This is a genomic window from Corynebacterium sp. HMSC034E11, from assembly GCF_001835905.1.
GTDB lineage: Bacteria > Actinomycetota > Actinomycetes > Mycobacteriales > Mycobacteriaceae > Corynebacterium > Corynebacterium coyleae.
This window is the reverse complement of sequence record NZ_KV826415.1, coordinates 237,335-254,011: the sequence shown is the minus strand read 5'-3', so window position 1 is coordinate 254,011 and position 16,677 is coordinate 237,335. Positions and strand designations below refer to the sequence as shown.

General features: G+C 64.3%; 15 protein-coding genes. 13 read left to right on the top strand and 2 right to left on the bottom strand.

All coding sequences use genetic code 11. The annotated features are described in order from the left end of the window. Positions 1-14: 14 nt before the first annotated feature. From HMPREF2690_RS09655 to HMPREF2690_RS09635, 5 genes are all read left to right on the top strand, one after another. The gene (locus HMPREF2690_RS09655) at positions 15-998 is read left to right on the top strand and encodes a hypothetical protein (RefSeq protein WP_070820755.1); all 984 of its coding nucleotides are present in this window, start codon (positions 15-17) and stop codon (positions 996-998) included. A gap of 54 nt (positions 999-1,052) precedes the next feature. Then, a complete protein-coding gene (locus tag HMPREF2690_RS09650; protein WP_070820754.1) occupies positions 1,053-2,165 on the top strand; it encodes a sensor histidine kinase in 1,113 nt (370 codons plus the stop codon). Beyond that, positions 2,162-2,800 carry a response regulator gene (locus HMPREF2690_RS09645; protein ID WP_070820753.1) on the top strand — a complete coding sequence of 213 codons (639 nt, stop codon included), beginning with the start codon at positions 2,162-2,164 and terminating at the stop codon, positions 2,798-2,800. The genes HMPREF2690_RS09650 and HMPREF2690_RS09645 overlap by 4 nt, the downstream gene beginning before the upstream one ends. Positions 2,801-2,865: 65 nt before the next feature. Next, positions 2,866-3,567 (top strand): ATP-binding cassette domain-containing protein, encoded by a 702-nt coding sequence (locus HMPREF2690_RS09640; RefSeq protein ID WP_070452480.1) that lies wholly within the window; start codon positions 2,866-2,868, stop codon positions 3,565-3,567. Further along, on the top strand, positions 3,564-4,979 hold the full coding sequence (locus HMPREF2690_RS09635; protein WP_070820752.1) for an ABC-2 family transporter permease: 1,416 nt from the start codon (positions 3,564-3,566) through the stop codon (positions 4,977-4,979). The genes HMPREF2690_RS09640 and HMPREF2690_RS09635 overlap by 4 nt, the downstream gene beginning before the upstream one ends. Here the strand turns inward: HMPREF2690_RS09635 and HMPREF2690_RS09630 are convergent. Next, positions 4,976-5,941 carry a hypothetical protein gene (locus tag HMPREF2690_RS09630; RefSeq protein WP_070820751.1) on the bottom strand — a complete coding sequence of 322 codons (966 nt, stop codon included), beginning with the start codon at positions 5,939-5,941 and terminating at the stop codon, positions 4,976-4,978. The genes HMPREF2690_RS09635 and HMPREF2690_RS09630 overlap by 4 nt on opposite strands. Positions 5,942-6,175: 234 nt before the next feature. On the opposite strand from HMPREF2690_RS09630, the gene HMPREF2690_RS09625 reads away from it, so the two are divergent. Then, positions 6,176-7,630, top strand: a complete 1,455-nt coding sequence (locus tag HMPREF2690_RS09625) for a PepSY-associated TM helix domain-containing protein (RefSeq protein WP_070820750.1) — start codon at positions 6,176-6,178, stop codon at positions 7,628-7,630. A gap of 312 nt (positions 7,631-7,942) precedes the next feature. On the opposite strand, the gene HMPREF2690_RS09620 is transcribed toward HMPREF2690_RS09625, so the two are convergent. Then, positions 7,943-8,875, bottom strand: a complete 933-nt coding sequence (locus HMPREF2690_RS09620; RefSeq protein ID WP_070820749.1) for a 1,4-dihydroxy-2-naphthoyl-CoA synthase — start codon at positions 8,873-8,875, stop codon at positions 7,943-7,945. A 76-nt stretch (positions 8,876-8,951) separates the two neighbouring features. On the opposite strand from HMPREF2690_RS09620, the gene HMPREF2690_RS09615 reads away from it, so the two are divergent. From HMPREF2690_RS09615 to HMPREF2690_RS09585, 7 genes are all read left to right on the top strand, one after another. Further along, positions 8,952-10,127: an AAA family ATPase gene (locus HMPREF2690_RS09615; RefSeq protein WP_070820748.1), complete on the top strand. Its 1,176-nt coding sequence runs from the start codon at positions 8,952-8,954 to the stop codon at positions 10,125-10,127. A 53-nt stretch (positions 10,128-10,180) separates the two neighbouring features. After that, positions 10,181-11,143 (top strand): o-succinylbenzoate synthase, encoded by a 963-nt coding sequence (locus HMPREF2690_RS09610; RefSeq protein ID WP_070820747.1) that lies wholly within the window; start codon positions 10,181-10,183, stop codon positions 11,141-11,143. A gap of 62 nt (positions 11,144-11,205) precedes the next feature. Beyond that, positions 11,206-12,786, top strand: coding sequence for an SLC13 family permease (locus HMPREF2690_RS09605; RefSeq protein WP_070820746.1), 1,581 nt, complete (start codon positions 11,206-11,208; stop codon positions 12,784-12,786). Positions 12,787-12,850: 64 nt separating this feature from the next. Then, the gene (locus HMPREF2690_RS09600; RefSeq protein ID WP_070820745.1) at positions 12,851-13,378 is read left to right on the top strand and encodes a hypothetical protein; all 528 of its coding nucleotides are present in this window, start codon (positions 12,851-12,853) and stop codon (positions 13,376-13,378) included. A 4-nt stretch (positions 13,379-13,382) separates the two neighbouring features. Then, positions 13,383-15,020 carry a 2-succinyl-5-enolpyruvyl-6-hydroxy-3-cyclohexene-1-carboxylic-acid synthase gene (gene menD, locus HMPREF2690_RS09595; protein ID WP_070820744.1) on the top strand — a complete coding sequence of 546 codons (1,638 nt, stop codon included), beginning with the start codon at positions 13,383-13,385 and terminating at the stop codon, positions 15,018-15,020. Between the two features lie 32 nt (positions 15,021-15,052). Then, positions 15,053-15,469, top strand: a complete 417-nt coding sequence (locus tag HMPREF2690_RS09590; protein WP_246815457.1) for a DUF3592 domain-containing protein — start codon at positions 15,053-15,055, stop codon at positions 15,467-15,469. Positions 15,470-15,474: 5 nt separating this feature from the next. Further along, complete coding sequence (locus tag HMPREF2690_RS09585; RefSeq protein ID WP_070820743.1) at positions 15,475-16,674, top strand: glycosyltransferase family 4 protein; 1,200 nt, start codon at positions 15,475-15,477, stop codon at positions 16,672-16,674. The last annotated feature ends 3 nt before the right edge of the window (positions 16,675-16,677 follow it).

Sequence of the window (16,677 nt, the reverse complement as noted above, 5' to 3'; positions counted from 1 at the left end):
CCGATAGAACAAGCATGAAGAAGTTCATCGCATCGGCCGTCGCCGCGGCGACCGCCTTCACCGTCACTGTCCCTACGACCCACGCCGCCACGCTCACGCCTGCGGACAACGGCCAGTGCCGCGTCACCCTCAACGACGCGGAGCGCGGCCCCGCCTGGCAAGCCGAGCGCATCGCGAAAACCCTCACCCACGGCATGTACGCCACCGCCGTCACCGAAGCATTCGAGGCAACTTTCGAGGGGCTCAAGCCGCTTGGCGACGACCACCTCACCCAACCGGCCATCATCGCCGTCCAGGAAATCCGCCTGGCAGGCGAGGAACCCGGCGCCCGCCCCGACTACGACGCCGCCCGCGCCGCCACAAAGGCCAAACTGGCAGAACTGGGCCTGACCTCCACTGACGCCGACTTTTACCTGGACATGAAGCAGGGCTCCCAGATCCCGCTCTCACCAGCAGGCAAGGCGTTGAAGGGCTCGGCTGGCTGGTACATCGGCATCGACGGCTCCGTGCCAGAAGTAAACGACCTTGGCCCGGACTACGAGTTCGGCCGCACCGGCGCGAACACCGCCCGCTTCCTCAAGCACATGCCCGAGTGGCAGCGCAACGCGTTCGCCGCCAACATGTCCAAGACCTACTTCGGTCAAGCCTTCGACTCGCTCGAGTCCCGCTACTACCACCCGCTGAGCAGGGCAAAGAAGTGCGACGACAATCCGCCGCTGCTCTTCAGCATGCAGAACGCGGAACTGCCCGCTGCACCGGAGCTGAAGAACACGCTGCCCGGCAAGCCAGCCGACCCGGATAAGCCGGCGCCGACTCCGGGCACCCCTGCGCCTGACACCCCTACGCCGGAGCAGCCGAAGACCTTCGACGCGAAGCTTGCAGAGATCATCGGCATCATCGCCGCCGTGCTCACCGCACTGGGCGCCCTGTTCGCCCTGCTGAAGACCGCCGGCTTCAACGTGCCGGACTTGCCCCAGATCCCCGGCCTGAACAAGTAGATCTCCTCCTCGGGGAGGAGGTGCGGGGCGGGGGTCGTCGATAGGCTTACGCCCATGCGCTACAAACCGGGTGACCTTGTGCTCGCGGTCGCTGTCGCCATTTTGGCGGCGGTATACACCGCGAGTGCGTTTACCCAACCCATAGACGCGGCAGGTTGGGGCCAGGCCGTGCTGTCGTGGGGCTTTGTCGCGGTGTGCGTGGTGCTCACGAGCAAGCCGAAGTTCTCCTCGGTTGCGCTTATCGCGCTGAATGTTGCCTGGTCGACGATGTGGCTGGCCGCGCCGGTAAACCTTGGCTTTTCGCCGTGGGTGTTGGCGGTCCCGGTGGCCACCTTTATCGCCGGGCGGTTTACAGGGAAACGCTTCGCGCTAGTTGTCCTCGCCGCCGCGTGCGGGTGGGCGCTGCTGTCACCGTTCATGTGGACGTGGGACGACAACTTTGTGTTGTTCTACCGGCACGGGGTCGATCTCGGGATCACGCTTGCGCTGCATTGGGGTGCGAGTGCGGTGGGGTATCTCCTGGGGGCGAATGTGGCGGCTGAGGATGAGGTGCGTCGTCGAGAAGCGAACGCGAAAGAGCAGCGTCTCGCAGCGGCGCGCGAGGAGGAACGCCGCGCCATTGCCCGCGATATTCACGACCTGCTCGGCCACTCGCTGACCCTGATCAAAGCGCAGGCCAATGCTGGTTTGGCGGTGGGGCAGGAGCGGGAGGCGCTGCAGCAGATCAACGAGGCCGCAGGGCAGTCGTTGTCGGAGATTCGCCTGCTTGTGCGGGGTCTGCGTGAGAGCGACCATGCGTTTTCGCCGGCGGCGGGGATCCCTGACCTGCCGTCGTTGGTGCAGCGTTACCGCGACGCCGGTCTGGAAGTGTCGCTGGAAGCACCAGCAGTGGATGTCTCCCCGGTGACCTCGCTTGCTACCTATCGCATCGTGGCTGAGGCACTGGCAAACGCGGCGCGCCACCAAGTCGATCCCACTGTGACGGTTCGGGTCGCACCGGGCGAGACCGTGGTGGTAGAAGTCGTTTCTACCGGCCAGATTCGACCCCAACCAGGCACCGGCGTCGGGCTGGAGGGGCTGCGTGAACGCGCGGCGAGTGCCGGTGGCACGCTGAAGACATGGCAGTCAGGGGAGACGTTTACCGTGCGGGCGGAGTTGGCAGCATGATCCGCCTGCTTCTTGCCGACGACCAACCGCTCCTCCTCAGCGCCCTCCGCACCATCTTGGACGCCCAGGACGACATCACCGTCGTCGCCACCGCCGCCGACGGCGCCGAAGCCGTGGAGAAAACCCGCGCCCACCGCATCGACGTGGCGGTGCTGGACATCCGCATGCCGGTGCTCGACGGCATCACCGCCGCCCGCACGATCATGGAGATGGGCCCACGCGTGATCATGCTGACCACCTTCGACGACGACACCTTGATCCATGCAGCTATCGACGCCGGCGTGCACGGCTTTCTCCTCAAAGACGCCGAACCCGACGTCCTGGCCAACGCTGTACGCGCCGTCGCCCGCGGCGAATCGGTCCTTGCCTCCGGGGTCACCGGCCGCGTGATGGAGTGGGTCCGCGACGGGGGAGCCACCTCAGAATCAGCAGCTGCGCTGGAGGGGCTGACGCAACGCGAACGCGACGTGCTCGCGGAAATTGGCCGCGGCGCGACGAACGCGGAAATCGCCGCCACGCTGTTTATCGCAGAGACCACGGTGAAAACGCACGTCTCCAACCTGCTTTCCAAACTTGGCGCGCGCGACCGGGTGGCGCTTGCCTTGATCGCCCAGCGCGCCGGGATCTCCTCCTAGAGGAGGAGGCAGTGTGGTCCCGCCGGCCGATGTGGTGGCTTTGCTGGGCGACGACCATGAATGCCATGACTGATACCCAACTTGCTTGCCGCGGCGTGGTCGTGTCCTTCGGGGACCACCATGTGCTTCGCGACGTGTCGTTGACCACCACTCCGGGCCGAGTCCACGCTCTGCTCGGCCCCAACGGCGCAGGTAAATCGACCCTGATGTCGGTGCTACTCGGCCTGATCGAACCCGATGCCGGCGAGGTGACACTGATGGGGCAGCCGTTTGACCGTTCGGCGCTGCGCCACGTTGGTGCCTCCATCAACGACCCCGCCTTTTACAGCCACCTCAGCGCCCGCAACAACCTCCGCGTCCACACCACGCTCTTGGGACTTCCGGACAGCGAAGCCGACCGAGTCCTCGAACTGGTCGGTCTCCAAACCGCGGGCAAGAAGAAAGCCGGCAGTTTCTCCACCGGCATGAAAGGCCGCCTTGCGCTCGCCCAAGCGCTGCTCGGCGAGCCAGAGGTGCTTATTCTCGACGAACCACAAAACGGCCTCGACCCTGAAGGCATTGCCCACCTGCGCGACTACCTCCGCGAATACGCGCGAGCTGGACGCACCGTCCTGGTCAGTTCCCACCAACTCGGCGAAGTACTCCACATGGCCGATGACGCCACCGTGATCGCAGGCGGCGGCGTCCGCTTCGCAGGCGAGCTCGCGGAACTCGGCCCCAACCTAGAAGAGTCGTTCTTCCGGCTCACCTCCGGTGGTGACCGATGAACCTCCTACACGCCGAATGGATCCGTGCGCGCGGCTCCATGCTGTGGTGGCTCGCCGGAGCAGGCCTGCTGGTCGGCGTGCTGCTGACGTTGTTCGCCCTGGCCGGAAACGTCGAGACCGCGACGAACCTGCTCTACCCGCAAGGCCTGTTAGTCACCGGCATGGCTGCGCCCGCCGCCGCACTGTTCGCCGGTTTGGCCGAAACCCGCGAGCGTGACGCCCGCGGCGGCGGCACATTGTGGCGGCCGGTTTCACCCATGCGCACCCGCGCCGCCCGCATAGTCGTGGTGTGGCTGGCGCTGGCCGCGTTCGTCGCCTTCGACTTTGTCGTGCCGTTTGCCGCCGGCCTCGTATTCAACCTGGACAACACGGCCTCGATCGCACTCGTCGGCCTATTTGTGTGGCTGGGCATGCTCGGACCCGCAGGCCTCGCCGCCGCTGCCACGCGACGCATCGGGATCCTGCCAACCATCATCCTCGGCTTCGCATTCACCATCGGCCTCGGCTACTTCGCCGAGCGCGACTGGTGGTGGATAAACCCCGGCGCCTGGCCAACCCGGTTGGCGCTGCCGACCATGGGCCTGCACTTCAACCTGCTACCCCTCGACGCCACCGACCCGATGGCGGGGGAATCTCCCATTCCCGCCCTCACCCTCACACTGCTACTCGCAGCAATTGGCTTTGTAGTGGCCGCCCTCGTACCACCGCGCACCCGACCCATACTGCGCCGCCGCCGAGTCCACCACGTCACCGCACCGCTGGCCACTTCTCCGGCGACGCCGCGCCCCGAAACCACCGGATACGTGGCTGCGGTGAAGGGGGTTGCGATGGCGGCGAGGGTGTCGTCGATAAGCGTCTTGCTCCTGCTCACCGCCCTGGTGCTGCTGTTCTCGCTGGCATACCCGGTGGACGTGCGCGAGGCGCTGTTCGCCTACGCCATCCTGCCGGTTGGGGCCGGCGTGCTGCCCACCCTCGTGTGGCCGAAACTGCGTCCCGCCTGGGCGCTCATGCAGGTCGAACACCCACACGTCCGCGCCGCATTGGCCACTTGGTGCGTTGGAGTCGTCGCCCTCGTGTGCGCGTTCGGAGCGGCCGTGGTTGGCGACGCACGCTTCGGACTCCTCGCGTTCCTCGCAGGCAGCGTATTGGCCCTCACCGCACTTGCCATCACCGTCCGCTTCGGCGTGGCGTGGACGCTGGCCACGACGATCCTGGTCACGATCGTCTCCGCCACGATCGGCGGCGACGTCCTCGCACAGTCCGCACTATGGATTCTCGCCGTCCCCGCATGGCCAATCACCGCCACCGGTGCACGCGTGTGGATTGCGGCTGCGGTGGGGTTAGCGCTGCTGGCAGTCGTTGTCGCGGCGCTGATGCGGGTGCTGCGCGGCATGCGCCCAGTGCGACGCTAACCCGCCGGGGTCAGGCGTCCATCTGCCGTGTAGCGACCATCGGGGGAGTTGTAGAAGGCGTGGGCGTGGTTGTCGTCGATAAGCAAGTGCCACGTGCCGCCGTTATCGCAGGTGCCCTCGGTGATCGTCTCACGGAAGCCATCCTCGGTTTTCGCGAGGTGGCCCGCGCAGCCAAGGTCCGGGTACGTCACCGCGATGCCGTCGGCGGTCGGTTCGAACCGGACGCGGAACTGCTCACCCTGCAGGTGCTCCACCTTGGACACCTGCCCCATCGTGCCCTCCAACGGACCACGTAGTGTTGCGCTGCCGATCTTGTCCAGCGCCGCCGCGTCCGTCGTCGGGTGCCAGGTGATCCGTGTGACATCGCTGAGCGGATTGCCGACGACCGTCTCCTCCGGGCCCCACACCTTTTCCAGACGCTGACCCCGCAGTTCGAAGTGTGTCACGTGCATCTTGGGGCCGTCCGTTTCGTACTGGTCCAAGCCCGGCTGGGTGCCGTTGGTGAACACTGTCGGGTAGGGCTCGTCCGAGTCGACGAGGTAGTCCTTCGTCCAGGTGACCTCGCCGTTCTGGGCCCGCAGCACGCGCACCGGCGATGGGTTGCCGTTGGCCGCGCCTGCGTCTGGGCCTGCGTCTGGGGCTGCGCTGACGCCTGCGCGGAGCAGCAGTTCGGGTTCGAGATCGCCGTTGATGTCCAAAACGTCGTAGGTGAACGTGCCGTCGAGATCCGCGAGGTCCGCGAAGAAGCGCGCCGGGTCTGCGATCGCTTCCGCGTACAGGTCACGGATCGAAGCGGTCGGTGTCGCTGACGCCGTGGTCGCGTCGGTTGACGTTTCGTTGGCTGCGACCGTCGTTGCTTTCGTTGCAGGCGTTTCCGGTGCAGGCGTTTGGATTGGTTCGGTCTCCGTGCCGCAGGCAGCCAGCAGGAGAGTGGTGGCGAGGATCGGTACGTGACGTTTCATGGCACCACGCTACCGAAAGCCCAAAAGACGATATCGGGATTTGGCATTCTCGCCGGAGCACGACCTGGGGAAACGGCGTCGGAAAGGTGCTAAAACCCGATATCGTCTTTTGGGCTATCCGACAGATCAGGACAGGATCTGCCAGGCGCTTTGGAAAATCGACATCTGTTGGGAACTGGCGGGCCAACGCATCCGACTAAAAATGCGTCCCTGTATCAACCGAAAGGTGTATGTGTGTCCAGTACTGTCCAACGGCGCAGCGGCCTGCCCGCGCTGACCAGAAGAATCCATTTTTACGCGGGCCTGTTCATTGCCCCGTTCATCTTTGTCGCCGCGCTAAGTGGCGCTCTCTACGCGGTCGCTCCGTCGCTCGAAAACGTCGTCTACAAAGACGTGCTGACCGTTCCCGCCTCCGACACCAACGCCCCGCTGGCCAGCCAAATCAGGGCCGCGCAGGACACACACCCGGACATGGATGTGGCGCAGGTGTGGCCGTCGTCGACACCCGATGAAGCAACGCGCGTTTTGCTTATCGACGAATCCCTCACCGAAACAAACCAACTCCGCAGCATCTTCGTCAACCCCCACACCGGTGACGTCATTGGCGACGAGCCAACCCACTCCGGCCTCGGCGAACTCCCGCTGCGCTACTGGATCTCGTCGCTACACAAGAGCCTCCACCTCGGCGAGGTCGGCGAGCTTTACGCAGAGGTGGCAGCCAGCTGGCTGTGGGTCGTCGCCCTGGGCGGCCTGTACCTGTGGTGGCGGATGGCCCGGAAGCGAGCCCTGGTTGGGTTGGAGAATGCGACGGGGCGTCGTCGTAAAGTGCTGAACTTGCACGGCGTAGCCGGAACCTGGCTGCTCGTGGCCATGCTGGGACTGTCCGCCACAGGCATCACCTGGTCCGTATTCGCCGGCGAAAACGTCGACCGCACAATCACCTGGTTGGGCGGCAAAGCAGAACCGATCGAAACCTCCCTGGTCGCCGACGCGGAAGCCGCCCCAGCCGACGAGCACGCCGACCACCACCCCGCCAGCGCACACGGAGCCGAAGGCCTGACCAAGGACGAGGTGGCCGACCAAGCCGCCACCGTCCTCGAAACCGCCCGCGCCGAAGGCCTCACCGGATCAGTGCGCCTCTTCGTCCCCAAGAACACCGACGAGGCGTGGCAGGCCAGCGAGCGCTGGGTGCCGTGGCGCACCACCTCCGACGCCGTGAGCGTGAACGGCCAAAACGGTGACCTTGTAGACAAGCTCCCATTCTCTGAACTGCCACTGTTCTCAAAACTGACCAGCTGGGGCATCTACCTGCACATGGGCATCATGTTCGGCCTGCCTCTGCAGATCCTGCTCGCTATCTGCGCGCTCGCGATCTGCGCCATGGTCGTGATGGGCTACATCCTCTGGTGGCGACGCCGCCCAACAAAGAACGCCATCGCCGGCGTCCCAGGTCAGGCTGATCTCACCGGCCGCGACTGGGCCATCCTCGCCGTCGTAGCGATCCCGGTCGGCCTGTTTCTGCCGCTACTTGGCCTTACCTTCGCCGCGATGCTTGTTGCCGATCGGTTGCTGGCCCGCCGCCGCACGGCATTTACGACGCCCGAAAAAGAACCTGTTCCCCTGGCTGCTGACGAGCGGGTCGGAGTCTCCGGAGACGAGGCTGAGCTTGGCTTAGTTGAGGTTGGCTGAGGCAAGCGTGGCGGCGCGTTCCTGACAGATCACGGCGGAATCTGTCAGTCGCCGGCATCGCGCCTGGTCAGAAATCGCCCCTGACAGATTCTGCAGAATCTGTCAGTGGAAGAGGGGGCCGGCGAAAATAGTTCCCGTGGTTGGGCCGGGATGTGGAACTTTCTTGCCTCCCAAGACAGCCGACCTGGGAGAACGCCGCCGCGGTGGAGCCAAAAACCCGAAATAGTTCCCGAGCGGGGAACTATTTTGGGTGGGGGCCGCAGGGCCGCCGGGCCGCCAGCCCGGCAAAGTACCGCCGTACCCCCAAGAAGCCTAGTAGTAGAAGGGGAAGTCGTCCCAGCGTGGCGGGCGTTTCTCCAAAAACGAGTCGCGGCCTTCGACGGCTTCGTCGGTCATGTAGGCCAGGCGGGTGGCTTCGCCGGCGAAGACTTGTTGGCCCATGAGGCCGTCGTCGACAAGGTTGAAGGCGAATTTGAGCATGCGCTGCGCGGTGGGGGACTTGCCGTTGATTTCGCGGGCGACCTGGATCGCCTCTTCTTCCAATGAAGCATGCGAGGCAACGATGTTGACCGCGCCCATGCGCTGCATCTCCTCGGCTGAGTAGGTGCGGCCGAGGAAGAAGATTTCGCGGGCGAACTTCTGGCCGACCATCTTGGCTAGGTAGGCGGAGCCGTAGCCGGCGTCGAAGGAGCCCACGTCCGCGTCGGTCTGCTTGAACCGGGCTTCCTCGCGCGACGCGATGGTCATGTCGCACACCACGTGCAGTGAGTGTCCGCCGCCGGCTGCCCAACCGTTGACCACGGCGATGACCACCTTGGGCATGGTGCGGATCAGGCGCTGGACCTCTAAAATATGAAGACGTCCGCCCTCGGCTTTCACGCGCGCCTCATCGACGGTTTCGGCGGTTTCGCCGCCGGCGTATTGGTAGCCGGAGCGGCCGCGGATGCGTTGGTCGCCGCCGGAGCAGAACGCCCAGCCGCCATCCTTCTGCGAAGGCCCGTTGCCGGTCAGCAGCACCACGCCCACAGAAGGGTCGCGCCGGGCGTGATCCAGGGCTTGGTAGAGTTCGTCGACGGTGTGGGGGCGAAACGCGTTGCGCACCTCGGGGCGGTCGAATGCGATGCGCACGGTGCCGTCGGCGCGCGTGTCGCCGACGTGGCGGTGGTAAGTGATGTCGGTGAAGTTGAAGCCTTCGACCTTGCGCCACTGGCTGGGGTCGAAGGGCTGGGCGGTGGAGTACTGCATGGGGGTAATCGTACTCACGCGTCCGCTTTATACCTCTTTATAACTAGCCCAACCTATAAAGAGGTATAAAGAGGCTATGGTTCAGCGCAGTCCGTACACACCTGGCGTGGTGGCCTCCACCATTTATGGCAGAGACCAAGTTCTTAGGGAGGCGAAGCGCGAGCTTTTCTTTATGGCTCATGATCCTGGGCTGATGGGGCAGGTGAAGGTCTACGTGGGACCCCGCGGCATAGGAAAGACCAGCTTGCTTCGAGCAGTTGAAGCAGAAGCTAAGGCTGAAGGCTTTGAAACCGCCTGGATTACAGCGGGGGACCGGCCACTTTTCAATGCCCTTTTGGACAAAATCGGCGAGATTGCTCGCAGCTGGAAGGATGAGGCTGGAGAAAAGCTGCTCGGGCTGTTGTCGTCGCTGCGGGTTGAAGCGTTTAGTGTTTCGGTTGGAGGATCTCAACCAGTTGAAGGCCTGAGGCCAGATGCGTCGGGATATGGAGACCAAATGCAGCGCGCGCTTGTTGATGCAGCGGAAACGATCCGGGGCAGGGCTAGTGGAATGGTTGTTTGTATTGACGAGATTCAGTCGGCTGATGCAGATGGCCTGCGCTCGCTTGCGTACGCGTGGCAGCAGATGCAGGAAGAAAATGCTGAGCTCCCTCTCGCCATCTTTGCAGCTGGGCTCAGTCATAGTCAGGATGTGATTACCGATGCTGTGAGTTTTGCAGAGCGCTTTAGTTATGTGCATCTTGAATCTCTGGACCGAGAACACGCTGAGGAAGCATTAGTACAACCGGCGAAGAAGAAGGGCGTGAATTGGTCTCCGGCCACGCTCCAGGAAGCTGTCCGTTTAGCAGGCGGCTACCCGTATTTCATTCAGGTTGTAGGCGATCTGGTGTGGCAAGCGGCCGATTTTCCGGACCCTGGCACTTTTATTGACCTAGCAAACCTCAAACATGTAGCGGATCGATTCCAAGAAACTCAGTTGACCATGTTCCGCTCCCGGTGGCACAAAGCTACCGACGTGGAGAGGGAATTCATTAGCGCAATGGCTGAGGATCTAGAGCCACAGGTGAAGCGAGGCGATATCGCCGAGAGAATGGGCCGACCTACAACCGGAATCAGCATGGTCCGTAGATCTTTGCTTGACAAGGGATTAATCGAGGAAAGTGGTTTCGGCTACTTGAGGTTCACTGTTCCGGGGTTCGCCGAATTCGTGAGAAACGAGCGGGGCGGGCAGGAGCGTGAGGCTCGTGGCTGACGTTTTATACCTCTTTATAACTACCCCAACCTATAAAGAGGTATAAAGCACCCATGACCCCCTCTGTCGACGAGATCCTCGAGCGCGCCCACGTTGTCGCGCTGCCCATGGCTGTGAAGTTCCGCGGCATCACCACGCGTGAGGCCTTGCTTATCGACGGCCCCGCCGGCTGGGGCGAATTCTCCCCATTCATCGAATATGCACCCGAGGAGTCCGCCGCCTGGCTGCGCGCCGGGCTCGAGGCGGCGTTCACCGGCCTGCCGGAGGCCCACGGCACTGTGGAGGTCAACGGTACGATTCCCGCGGTCGAGGACGTCGAGCCTGTGCTCGCGCGCTACCCGGGGGTTAACACGTTCAAGATCAAGGTCGCTGAGCCTTCGCAGTCGCTTGACGACGACATCCGCCGCGTCGCCGCGGTCCGTCGCCTCCGCCCCGACGCGCGTTTGCGTGTCGACGCCAACCGTGGCTGGACCGTCGACCAAGCCGTCGAAGCGGCGGAGAAGCTCGGCGAGTTGGAGTACATCGAGCAGCCGTGCGCCACGGTGGAGGAACTTGCGGAGGTGCGCCGCCGCACCAGCACCCCGATTGCTGCGGACGAGTCGATCAGGCGTGCCGCCGACCCGTACCGCGTGGCTGAACTGAACGCGGCGGACGTGGCGGTGTGCAAGGTCGCCCCGCTTGGGGGAGTGGCCAACCTGGTCACCATCGCGCGCGACCTGCACCTCGATGTCACTGTCGCTAGCGCTTTGGATACTGCCGTCGGCATGGATGCGGGGTTGATCGCGGCGAAGCTCACCGGTTCGCGTGCGGCGGGGCTGGCAACCCAGCGCCTGTTCGTGGAGGACGTTGCGGAGCCCCGCGTCATGGAAAACGGCGAACTTGCTATCACCCGCACTACCCCCGATCCGGAACGCCTCCACGGGCTTCGCGCCCCAGGTGAGCGCAGGGATTGGTGGTTCGCCAGGGTCCGTGCGTGCATGGCTGTGCTGGAGCAGGATCCCTCTTTCCGGGTGTAATTGTCCGATTTCTTATCGCATTCGCGTGTGGGATCCGGGGGCAGTCGGCTAATCTTTCGCCCATGTCGACTCCCGTGATGCACGAATCTGCCTCGCTTTCAGAAGGCGACCTGGCAAAAGCGCCCGAACCTGGCGAGTGGCGCCGCCAACTTATCGGCCTGATCACCGGTGTGGTGCTGGCTGTTTTGGTGTATTTCTTGTTCCCTGCCAACGCTGCTGAGACGGTGTTGCAGTCCTCCGGTGCGAAGGAGGGGGTGGAGTACTCCGCGGACACGATGCGCATCGTCGCTGCCACCACTGTGTTGATGGGTGCGTGGTGGATGACGGAGGCCATCCCGCTGGCCGCCACCGCCTTGGTGCCGATTGCGGTGTTCCCGATCGCAGGTGTGGCTCCGTTTAAGGAAGTGTCCTCGCCGTACGCTTCGGCGACGATCTTCCTGTTTATGGGTGGCTTCCTGATGGCGCTGGGTCTGCAGCGTTGGAACCTGCACCGCCGTCTGGCTCTGGTGGTGGTCAAGATTGTCGGTACTTCGCCGAAGCGCATCATTTTGGGCTTTATGCTGGCCACTGGCTTTATGTCCATGTGGGTGTCTAACACTGCTACCGCTGTGGTCATGCTGCCGATTGGTACGTCGGTGCTCATGCTGACCGCGGACACGGTTGGTGGCATGAAGAACCAGCGGAAGTTCGCTACCGCGCTCATGCTTGCTATCGCGTACTCGGCTTCCATTGGCTCCCTGGCCACGCTGATTGGTACTCCGCCGAACGCGCTGCTGAAGGGCTACATGGAGGAGGCCCACGGCATCGTTATCGGTTTCGGTCAGTGGATGCTGGTCGGCCTGCCGGTCGCGGTTGTGTTCACCTTCATTGCTTGGTGGTTGCTGATCACGGTGTTCAAGCCGGAGGTTGACACCATTCCGGGCGGCAAGGAGCTGATCGACGATGAGATTAAGAAGCTCGGTGCCTGGACCTTCCCGCAGGTTGCTGTTGGTGTGATCTTCCTCGTCGCCGCGCTTGCCTGGATTTTCATCCCGCTGGGCCGCAATCACTTCGGTTGGGATTTCCCGTACGACGACGCGATCGTCGGCATCATCGCCGGCATGCTCATGTTCATCATCCCGGGCACCTCTGACGGCAAGCGTCTGTTGGACTGGAAGACGGCGAACGAGATGCCGTGGGACGTGCTGATGCTCTTCGGCGGCGGTTTGTCTCTGTCGGCGATGTTCACCGCAACCGGCCTGTCCCTGTGGATCGGTGAGAAGGCGAAGGGCCTGTCCAGCTTGCCGATGTTCCTGCTCATCTTCGCCATCGCCGCGCTGGTGCTGCTGCTGACGGAGCTGACCTCCAACACCGCAACGGCTGCGACCTTCCTGCCGATCATGGGTGGTGTGGCCGTTGGTATCGGCCTGACCGAGGCGACCGAGATGAACGTTCTGCTGCTGGCTATCCCTGTTGCGCTGTCTGCAACGTGTGCGTTCATGCTGCCGGTGGCAACTCCGCCGAACGCGATCGCTTACTCGTCCGGTTACGTCACCATGGGCGAGATGATCAAGGGTGGTGTGTGGCTCAACGCGATTGCGTTGGTGCTCATCTCCCTGGCTACGTACTTCATCGCAGTACCTGTGTTTGGGCTGGTGCTCTAGGAGCATTCTGCTTATCGACGACGCGCCCCGGCAGTTCTCCTGCCGGGGCGCTAGTCTATTTGCCATGGATAACGAGACGAGACAGTACGGCCGTCCAGGCGACGAGCCGCAGCGCCCGCGCCCGAGGCAGTACTTCCCGGACCATTCCGAACAACAGGCCCAGTACGACGATCAGTACTACCAGCCGCAATACCAGCAGTACGAGCCCCCGTACGAGCCCCAGTATCAGGAGCCGTACCAGCCGGAGCCGCAGAAGGGCTCGAGTGCCGCGTCGATTGCGCTGGGTGTGTTCGCAGCGTTGGCGTTCATTGCAGCTGTGGTGCTGTTTTTCCTGTGGCAAGGGGCGGCAGCGGATGCCAAAAAGCAGCCGTTGACGGAGACGGTCACCCAGACGACCACCGCGACGGAGACCACGACTACGACGACGACGAAGTTCCCGTCGATCTTCCGCGACCGCGAGGAAGCAACCTCGATGTTGCCGCCGGAGCCGCTGCCGGATGATGTTGAGATCCCGCGCGATGTTCGGGACAGTGCCCGCGATATTCTCGACCAGATCCGCGACGGCGCGGACCAGTTTCTCCAGGAGCAGTAGGTAGATGGCAACGGCTATGGAATTGGCTACGGCGGTGGCGGGGGTCGTCGCAAAGCATTGCACTGATGTGGTGATGAGCCCGGGTTCGCGCAACTCGCCGCTGGCGTACGCGCTGCTCGCGCGTCGCGACATCACGGTGCATATGCGTATCGACGAACGCTCCGCCGCCTTCACCGCCCTCGGCCTCGCACGCGTGCAGCGCCGACACGTTGGCGTGGTGATGACCTCGGGCACGGCGGTGGCGAACGCGTACCCGGCGATGATCGAGGCGCATATGTCGCACACGCCGCTTGCCGTGATCAGCGCCGACCGCCCGGAGCGCCTCGTGGGCACCGGTGCCAGCCAGACCATTTGGCAGCAGGGCATCTTCGGCCGCTACGCCGAGACCCAACAGGTGGCGGACGAGGCGGCGGCGGAAGCGATCTCGTTCGACGCCGGCCAAGTACACATCAACGTTGCGCTGGACACCCCGCTCGTGCCGGACGCGCTGCTAGAGCCGGTTGGCGAGCCGCGCCGGGTCGGCCCGGGCGTCCTCGCACGCGGTGCGCTCGCAGGCTCGGGCGCCGGGTTCGTCGACCATGGAGTCGTGGACATCGACCTGACCCGCGACACGCTGGTCATCGCCGGCGACGAGGCCTGGGAAGTACCCGGCCTGGAACACGTGCCCACCATCGCTGAGCCGACGGCGCCGACCCCGTTCCACCAGGTCCACCCGTTGGCTGCGCGGTTCTTCGCGCAGTCGGAGGTGGCCATCTCCCACGACGGGGGTGACTTCGCCGCGTCCACCAAGCCGGAACAGGTCGTTATGGTGGGGCACCCGACGCTGCACCGCGACGTCATGGCGCTGCTGGCGGATCCGGACATCACAGTCATTGGCCTGTCGCGCACGGACACGTTTACCGGCCAGCCGGATCTGCGCGGCTCGCGCGTCAACGCCACGGGCCAGCCGACGGATACTTGGATCAAGATCTGTGAGGCAGCCGGCGAGGTCGGCGCCGACACCGTGCGCCAAGCCCTCGCCGAGGAGCAGTTCGGCTTCACCGGCCTGCACGTCGCCGCCGCCGTGTGCGACACCCTCGCGGTGGGCGACACGATGGTGCTCGGCGCGTCGAACCCGGTGCGCGATGCCTCCTTTGTCGGCATGCCGTTCGACGGCGTGGACACCTACGCCGCCCGCGGTGCCGCGGGTATCGATGGCACCGTCTCCCAAGCTGTCGGCATCGCCCTTGCCACCCAGGCACTGCGTGCGGACGAGATCCGCGCACCGCGCACCGTCGCGTTGCTGGGCGATCTGACGTTCCTGCACGACATCAACGGTCTGCTCATCGGCCCCGACGAGCCGCGCCCCGGCAACCTGACCATCGTGGTGGCCAACGACGACGGCGGAGGCATCTTTGAAACCCTCGAGCCAGCAGCGGAGCCGGTGCGAGACGTCTTTGAGCGGGCGTTTGGGACGCCGCATGGGGTGATCGTCGAGAAGCAAGCGCTCGCGTATGGGGCGAACTACCGCCGCGCCGAATCGCTTGCGGAACTGCACCAAGTGCTGCTTGAACTCGAGGCCCAGCCCGACGGCATCACAATTGTGGAGGCCGTGACCACCCGCGAAACCCGCCGCGCACTTGCGCAGCGACTGGCCAAGTAATGCGCTGGCGCAGACGCGCACACCAAGCCGTCATGGCGCTCTACGGATGCGCCGTGCTCGGCTGTGTTGCCATGGTCGCAGGGCCCGCGCTTCACGACGCCCAGATCCACGCCAACCCCGGCCGCGGCGTAGCCACCGTCACCGACCAAACCCGACTCCGCACCTACGTGGAGTACGAAACCGAAGACGGCCGGCTCGTCTCGCCGAGGGACGGGGTGCTCTATCCCACCGGGCTTGGCCCCGGCCAACAGGTGTGGGTGACCTACGCCAAGAACAACACCGAGCTGGTCAAGGTGGAAGGCCGCGGGTGGGCGCTCTCGCTCATCCCCGCCCTGTCGGTGCTGGCCGTGGCGACGATTATCGCCGCCCTGGCCTGGCTCGCCGTAGGAAAAATTCACGTCCGGTTCAGCCGGAATTCGACCGAAGTTTCACGTCAACTGGGAGAGTAAACAGCATGCGAGTGGGAATCGTCGCCGAGTCCTTTCTGCCCAACGTCAACGGAGTGACCAACTCCGTCCTTCGCGTCCTTGAGCACCTCAAACGGGAGGGCCACGACGCGATCGTGATCGCGCCTGGCGCCCGCGAGTTCCAGGACGAAGTTCCTGACTACCTTGGCTTTGAGATCGTTCGGGTGCCCACCGTTATGGTGCCGTTGATCGATTCGCTGCCCATCGGCGTTCCCACCACCACCGTCACAGCAGCACTGTCGCAGTTCAAGCCGGACATCATCCACCTGGCCAGCCCGTTCGTGCTTGGCGGAGCGGGGGCGTTCGCGGCCCGCCAACTCGGTGTGCCCGCGGTCGCGCTCTACCAGACGGACGTGGCTGGCTTTGCCACGAAGTACCAACTGTCCACCCTGGCTACCATGGCGTGGGACTGGACCCGCACCGTGCACAACATGTGCGAGATGACGCTCGCGCCGTCGTCGGAAACGATCAAGGCGCTGGAGGAGCACAACATCAAAAATATCCGCCATTGGGGCCGTGGCGTGGATGCGGAACTGTTCCACCCGTCGAAGCGCTCCGACATCCTGCGCCGTTCGTGGGATCCGACCGGTACGAAGAAGATCGTCGGGTTCGTCGGCCGCCTCGCCGCGGAGAAGTCCGTTGACCGCCTCGCCCCGCTGGTTACGGACCCGTCCATCCAGTTGGTCATCGTCGGCGGCGGCCCGGAGCGCGAGGCGCTTGAAGAGGTTTTGCCCAACGCCGTGTTCACCGGCCCGCTTTCTGGCGAGGAGCTCGCCCGCGCGTATGCCTCGCTCGACCTGTTCGTGCATACCGGCGAGTTTGAAACCTTTTGCCAGGCCATCCAGGAAGCCCAAGCCTCGGGCGTGCCCACGATCGGCCCCCGCGCTGGCGGCCCTGTTGACCTCATCGAGCACGGCGTCAACGGTTTGCTGCTCGACGTGGCCACCTTCACCGAGGAGCTCCCCGACGCAGCGCGTTGGCTTCTCGACGACACCCGCCACCCCGAACTCACCACCACCGCCAGGGCGTCCGTGGCCGACAAGACTTGGGAGGCGCTTGGGCAGCAACTCCTTGGCTACTACACCGAGGTGCTCGACTCCTACGAGCGCAAGGTGATCCACCTGTTCGGCCGCGATGTTGCACTGCCGCGCTGGGTGCCGGTGAAGGTGAAGCGCAAAGTAGACTGACGG

Excerpts from the sequence above, each read along its gene's own strand:
- HMPREF2690_RS09655 (WP_070820755.1), top strand. The coding sequence starts at position 15 with ATGAAGAAGTTCATCGCATCGGCCGTCGCCGCGGCGACCGCCTTCACC.
- HMPREF2690_RS09650 (WP_070820754.1), top strand. The coding sequence starts at position 1,053 with ATGCGCTACAAACCGGGTGACCTTGTGCTCGCGGTCGCTGTCGCCATT.
- HMPREF2690_RS09645 (WP_070820753.1), top strand. The coding sequence starts at position 2,162 with ATGATCCGCCTGCTTCTTGCCGACGACCAACCGCTCCTCCTCAGCGCC.
- HMPREF2690_RS09640 (WP_070452480.1), top strand. The coding sequence starts at position 2,866 with ATGACTGATACCCAACTTGCTTGCCGCGGCGTGGTCGTGTCCTTCGGG.
- HMPREF2690_RS09635 (WP_070820752.1), top strand. The coding sequence starts at position 3,564 with ATGAACCTCCTACACGCCGAATGGATCCGTGCGCGCGGCTCCATGCTG.
- HMPREF2690_RS09630 (WP_070820751.1), bottom strand. The coding sequence starts at position 5,941 with ATGAAACGTCACGTACCGATCCTCGCCACCACTCTCCTGCTGGCTGCC.
- HMPREF2690_RS09620 (WP_070820749.1), bottom strand. The coding sequence starts at position 8,875 with ATGCAGTACTCCACCGCCCAGCCCTTCGACCCCAGCCAGTGGCGCAAG.
- HMPREF2690_RS09615 (WP_070820748.1), top strand. The coding sequence starts at position 8,952 with ATGGTTCAGCGCAGTCCGTACACACCTGGCGTGGTGGCCTCCACCATT.
- HMPREF2690_RS09610 (WP_070820747.1), top strand. The coding sequence starts at position 10,181 with ATGACCCCCTCTGTCGACGAGATCCTCGAGCGCGCCCACGTTGTCGCG.
- HMPREF2690_RS09605 (WP_070820746.1), top strand. The coding sequence starts at position 11,206 with ATGTCGACTCCCGTGATGCACGAATCTGCCTCGCTTTCAGAAGGCGAC.
- HMPREF2690_RS09600 (WP_070820745.1), top strand. The coding sequence starts at position 12,851 with ATGGATAACGAGACGAGACAGTACGGCCGTCCAGGCGACGAGCCGCAG.
- menD (WP_070820744.1), top strand. The coding sequence starts at position 13,383 with ATGGCAACGGCTATGGAATTGGCTACGGCGGTGGCGGGGGTCGTCGCA.
- HMPREF2690_RS09590 (WP_246815457.1), top strand. The coding sequence starts at position 15,053 with ATGGCGCTCTACGGATGCGCCGTGCTCGGCTGTGTTGCCATGGTCGCA.
- HMPREF2690_RS09585 (WP_070820743.1), top strand. The coding sequence starts at position 15,475 with ATGCGAGTGGGAATCGTCGCCGAGTCCTTTCTGCCCAACGTCAACGGA.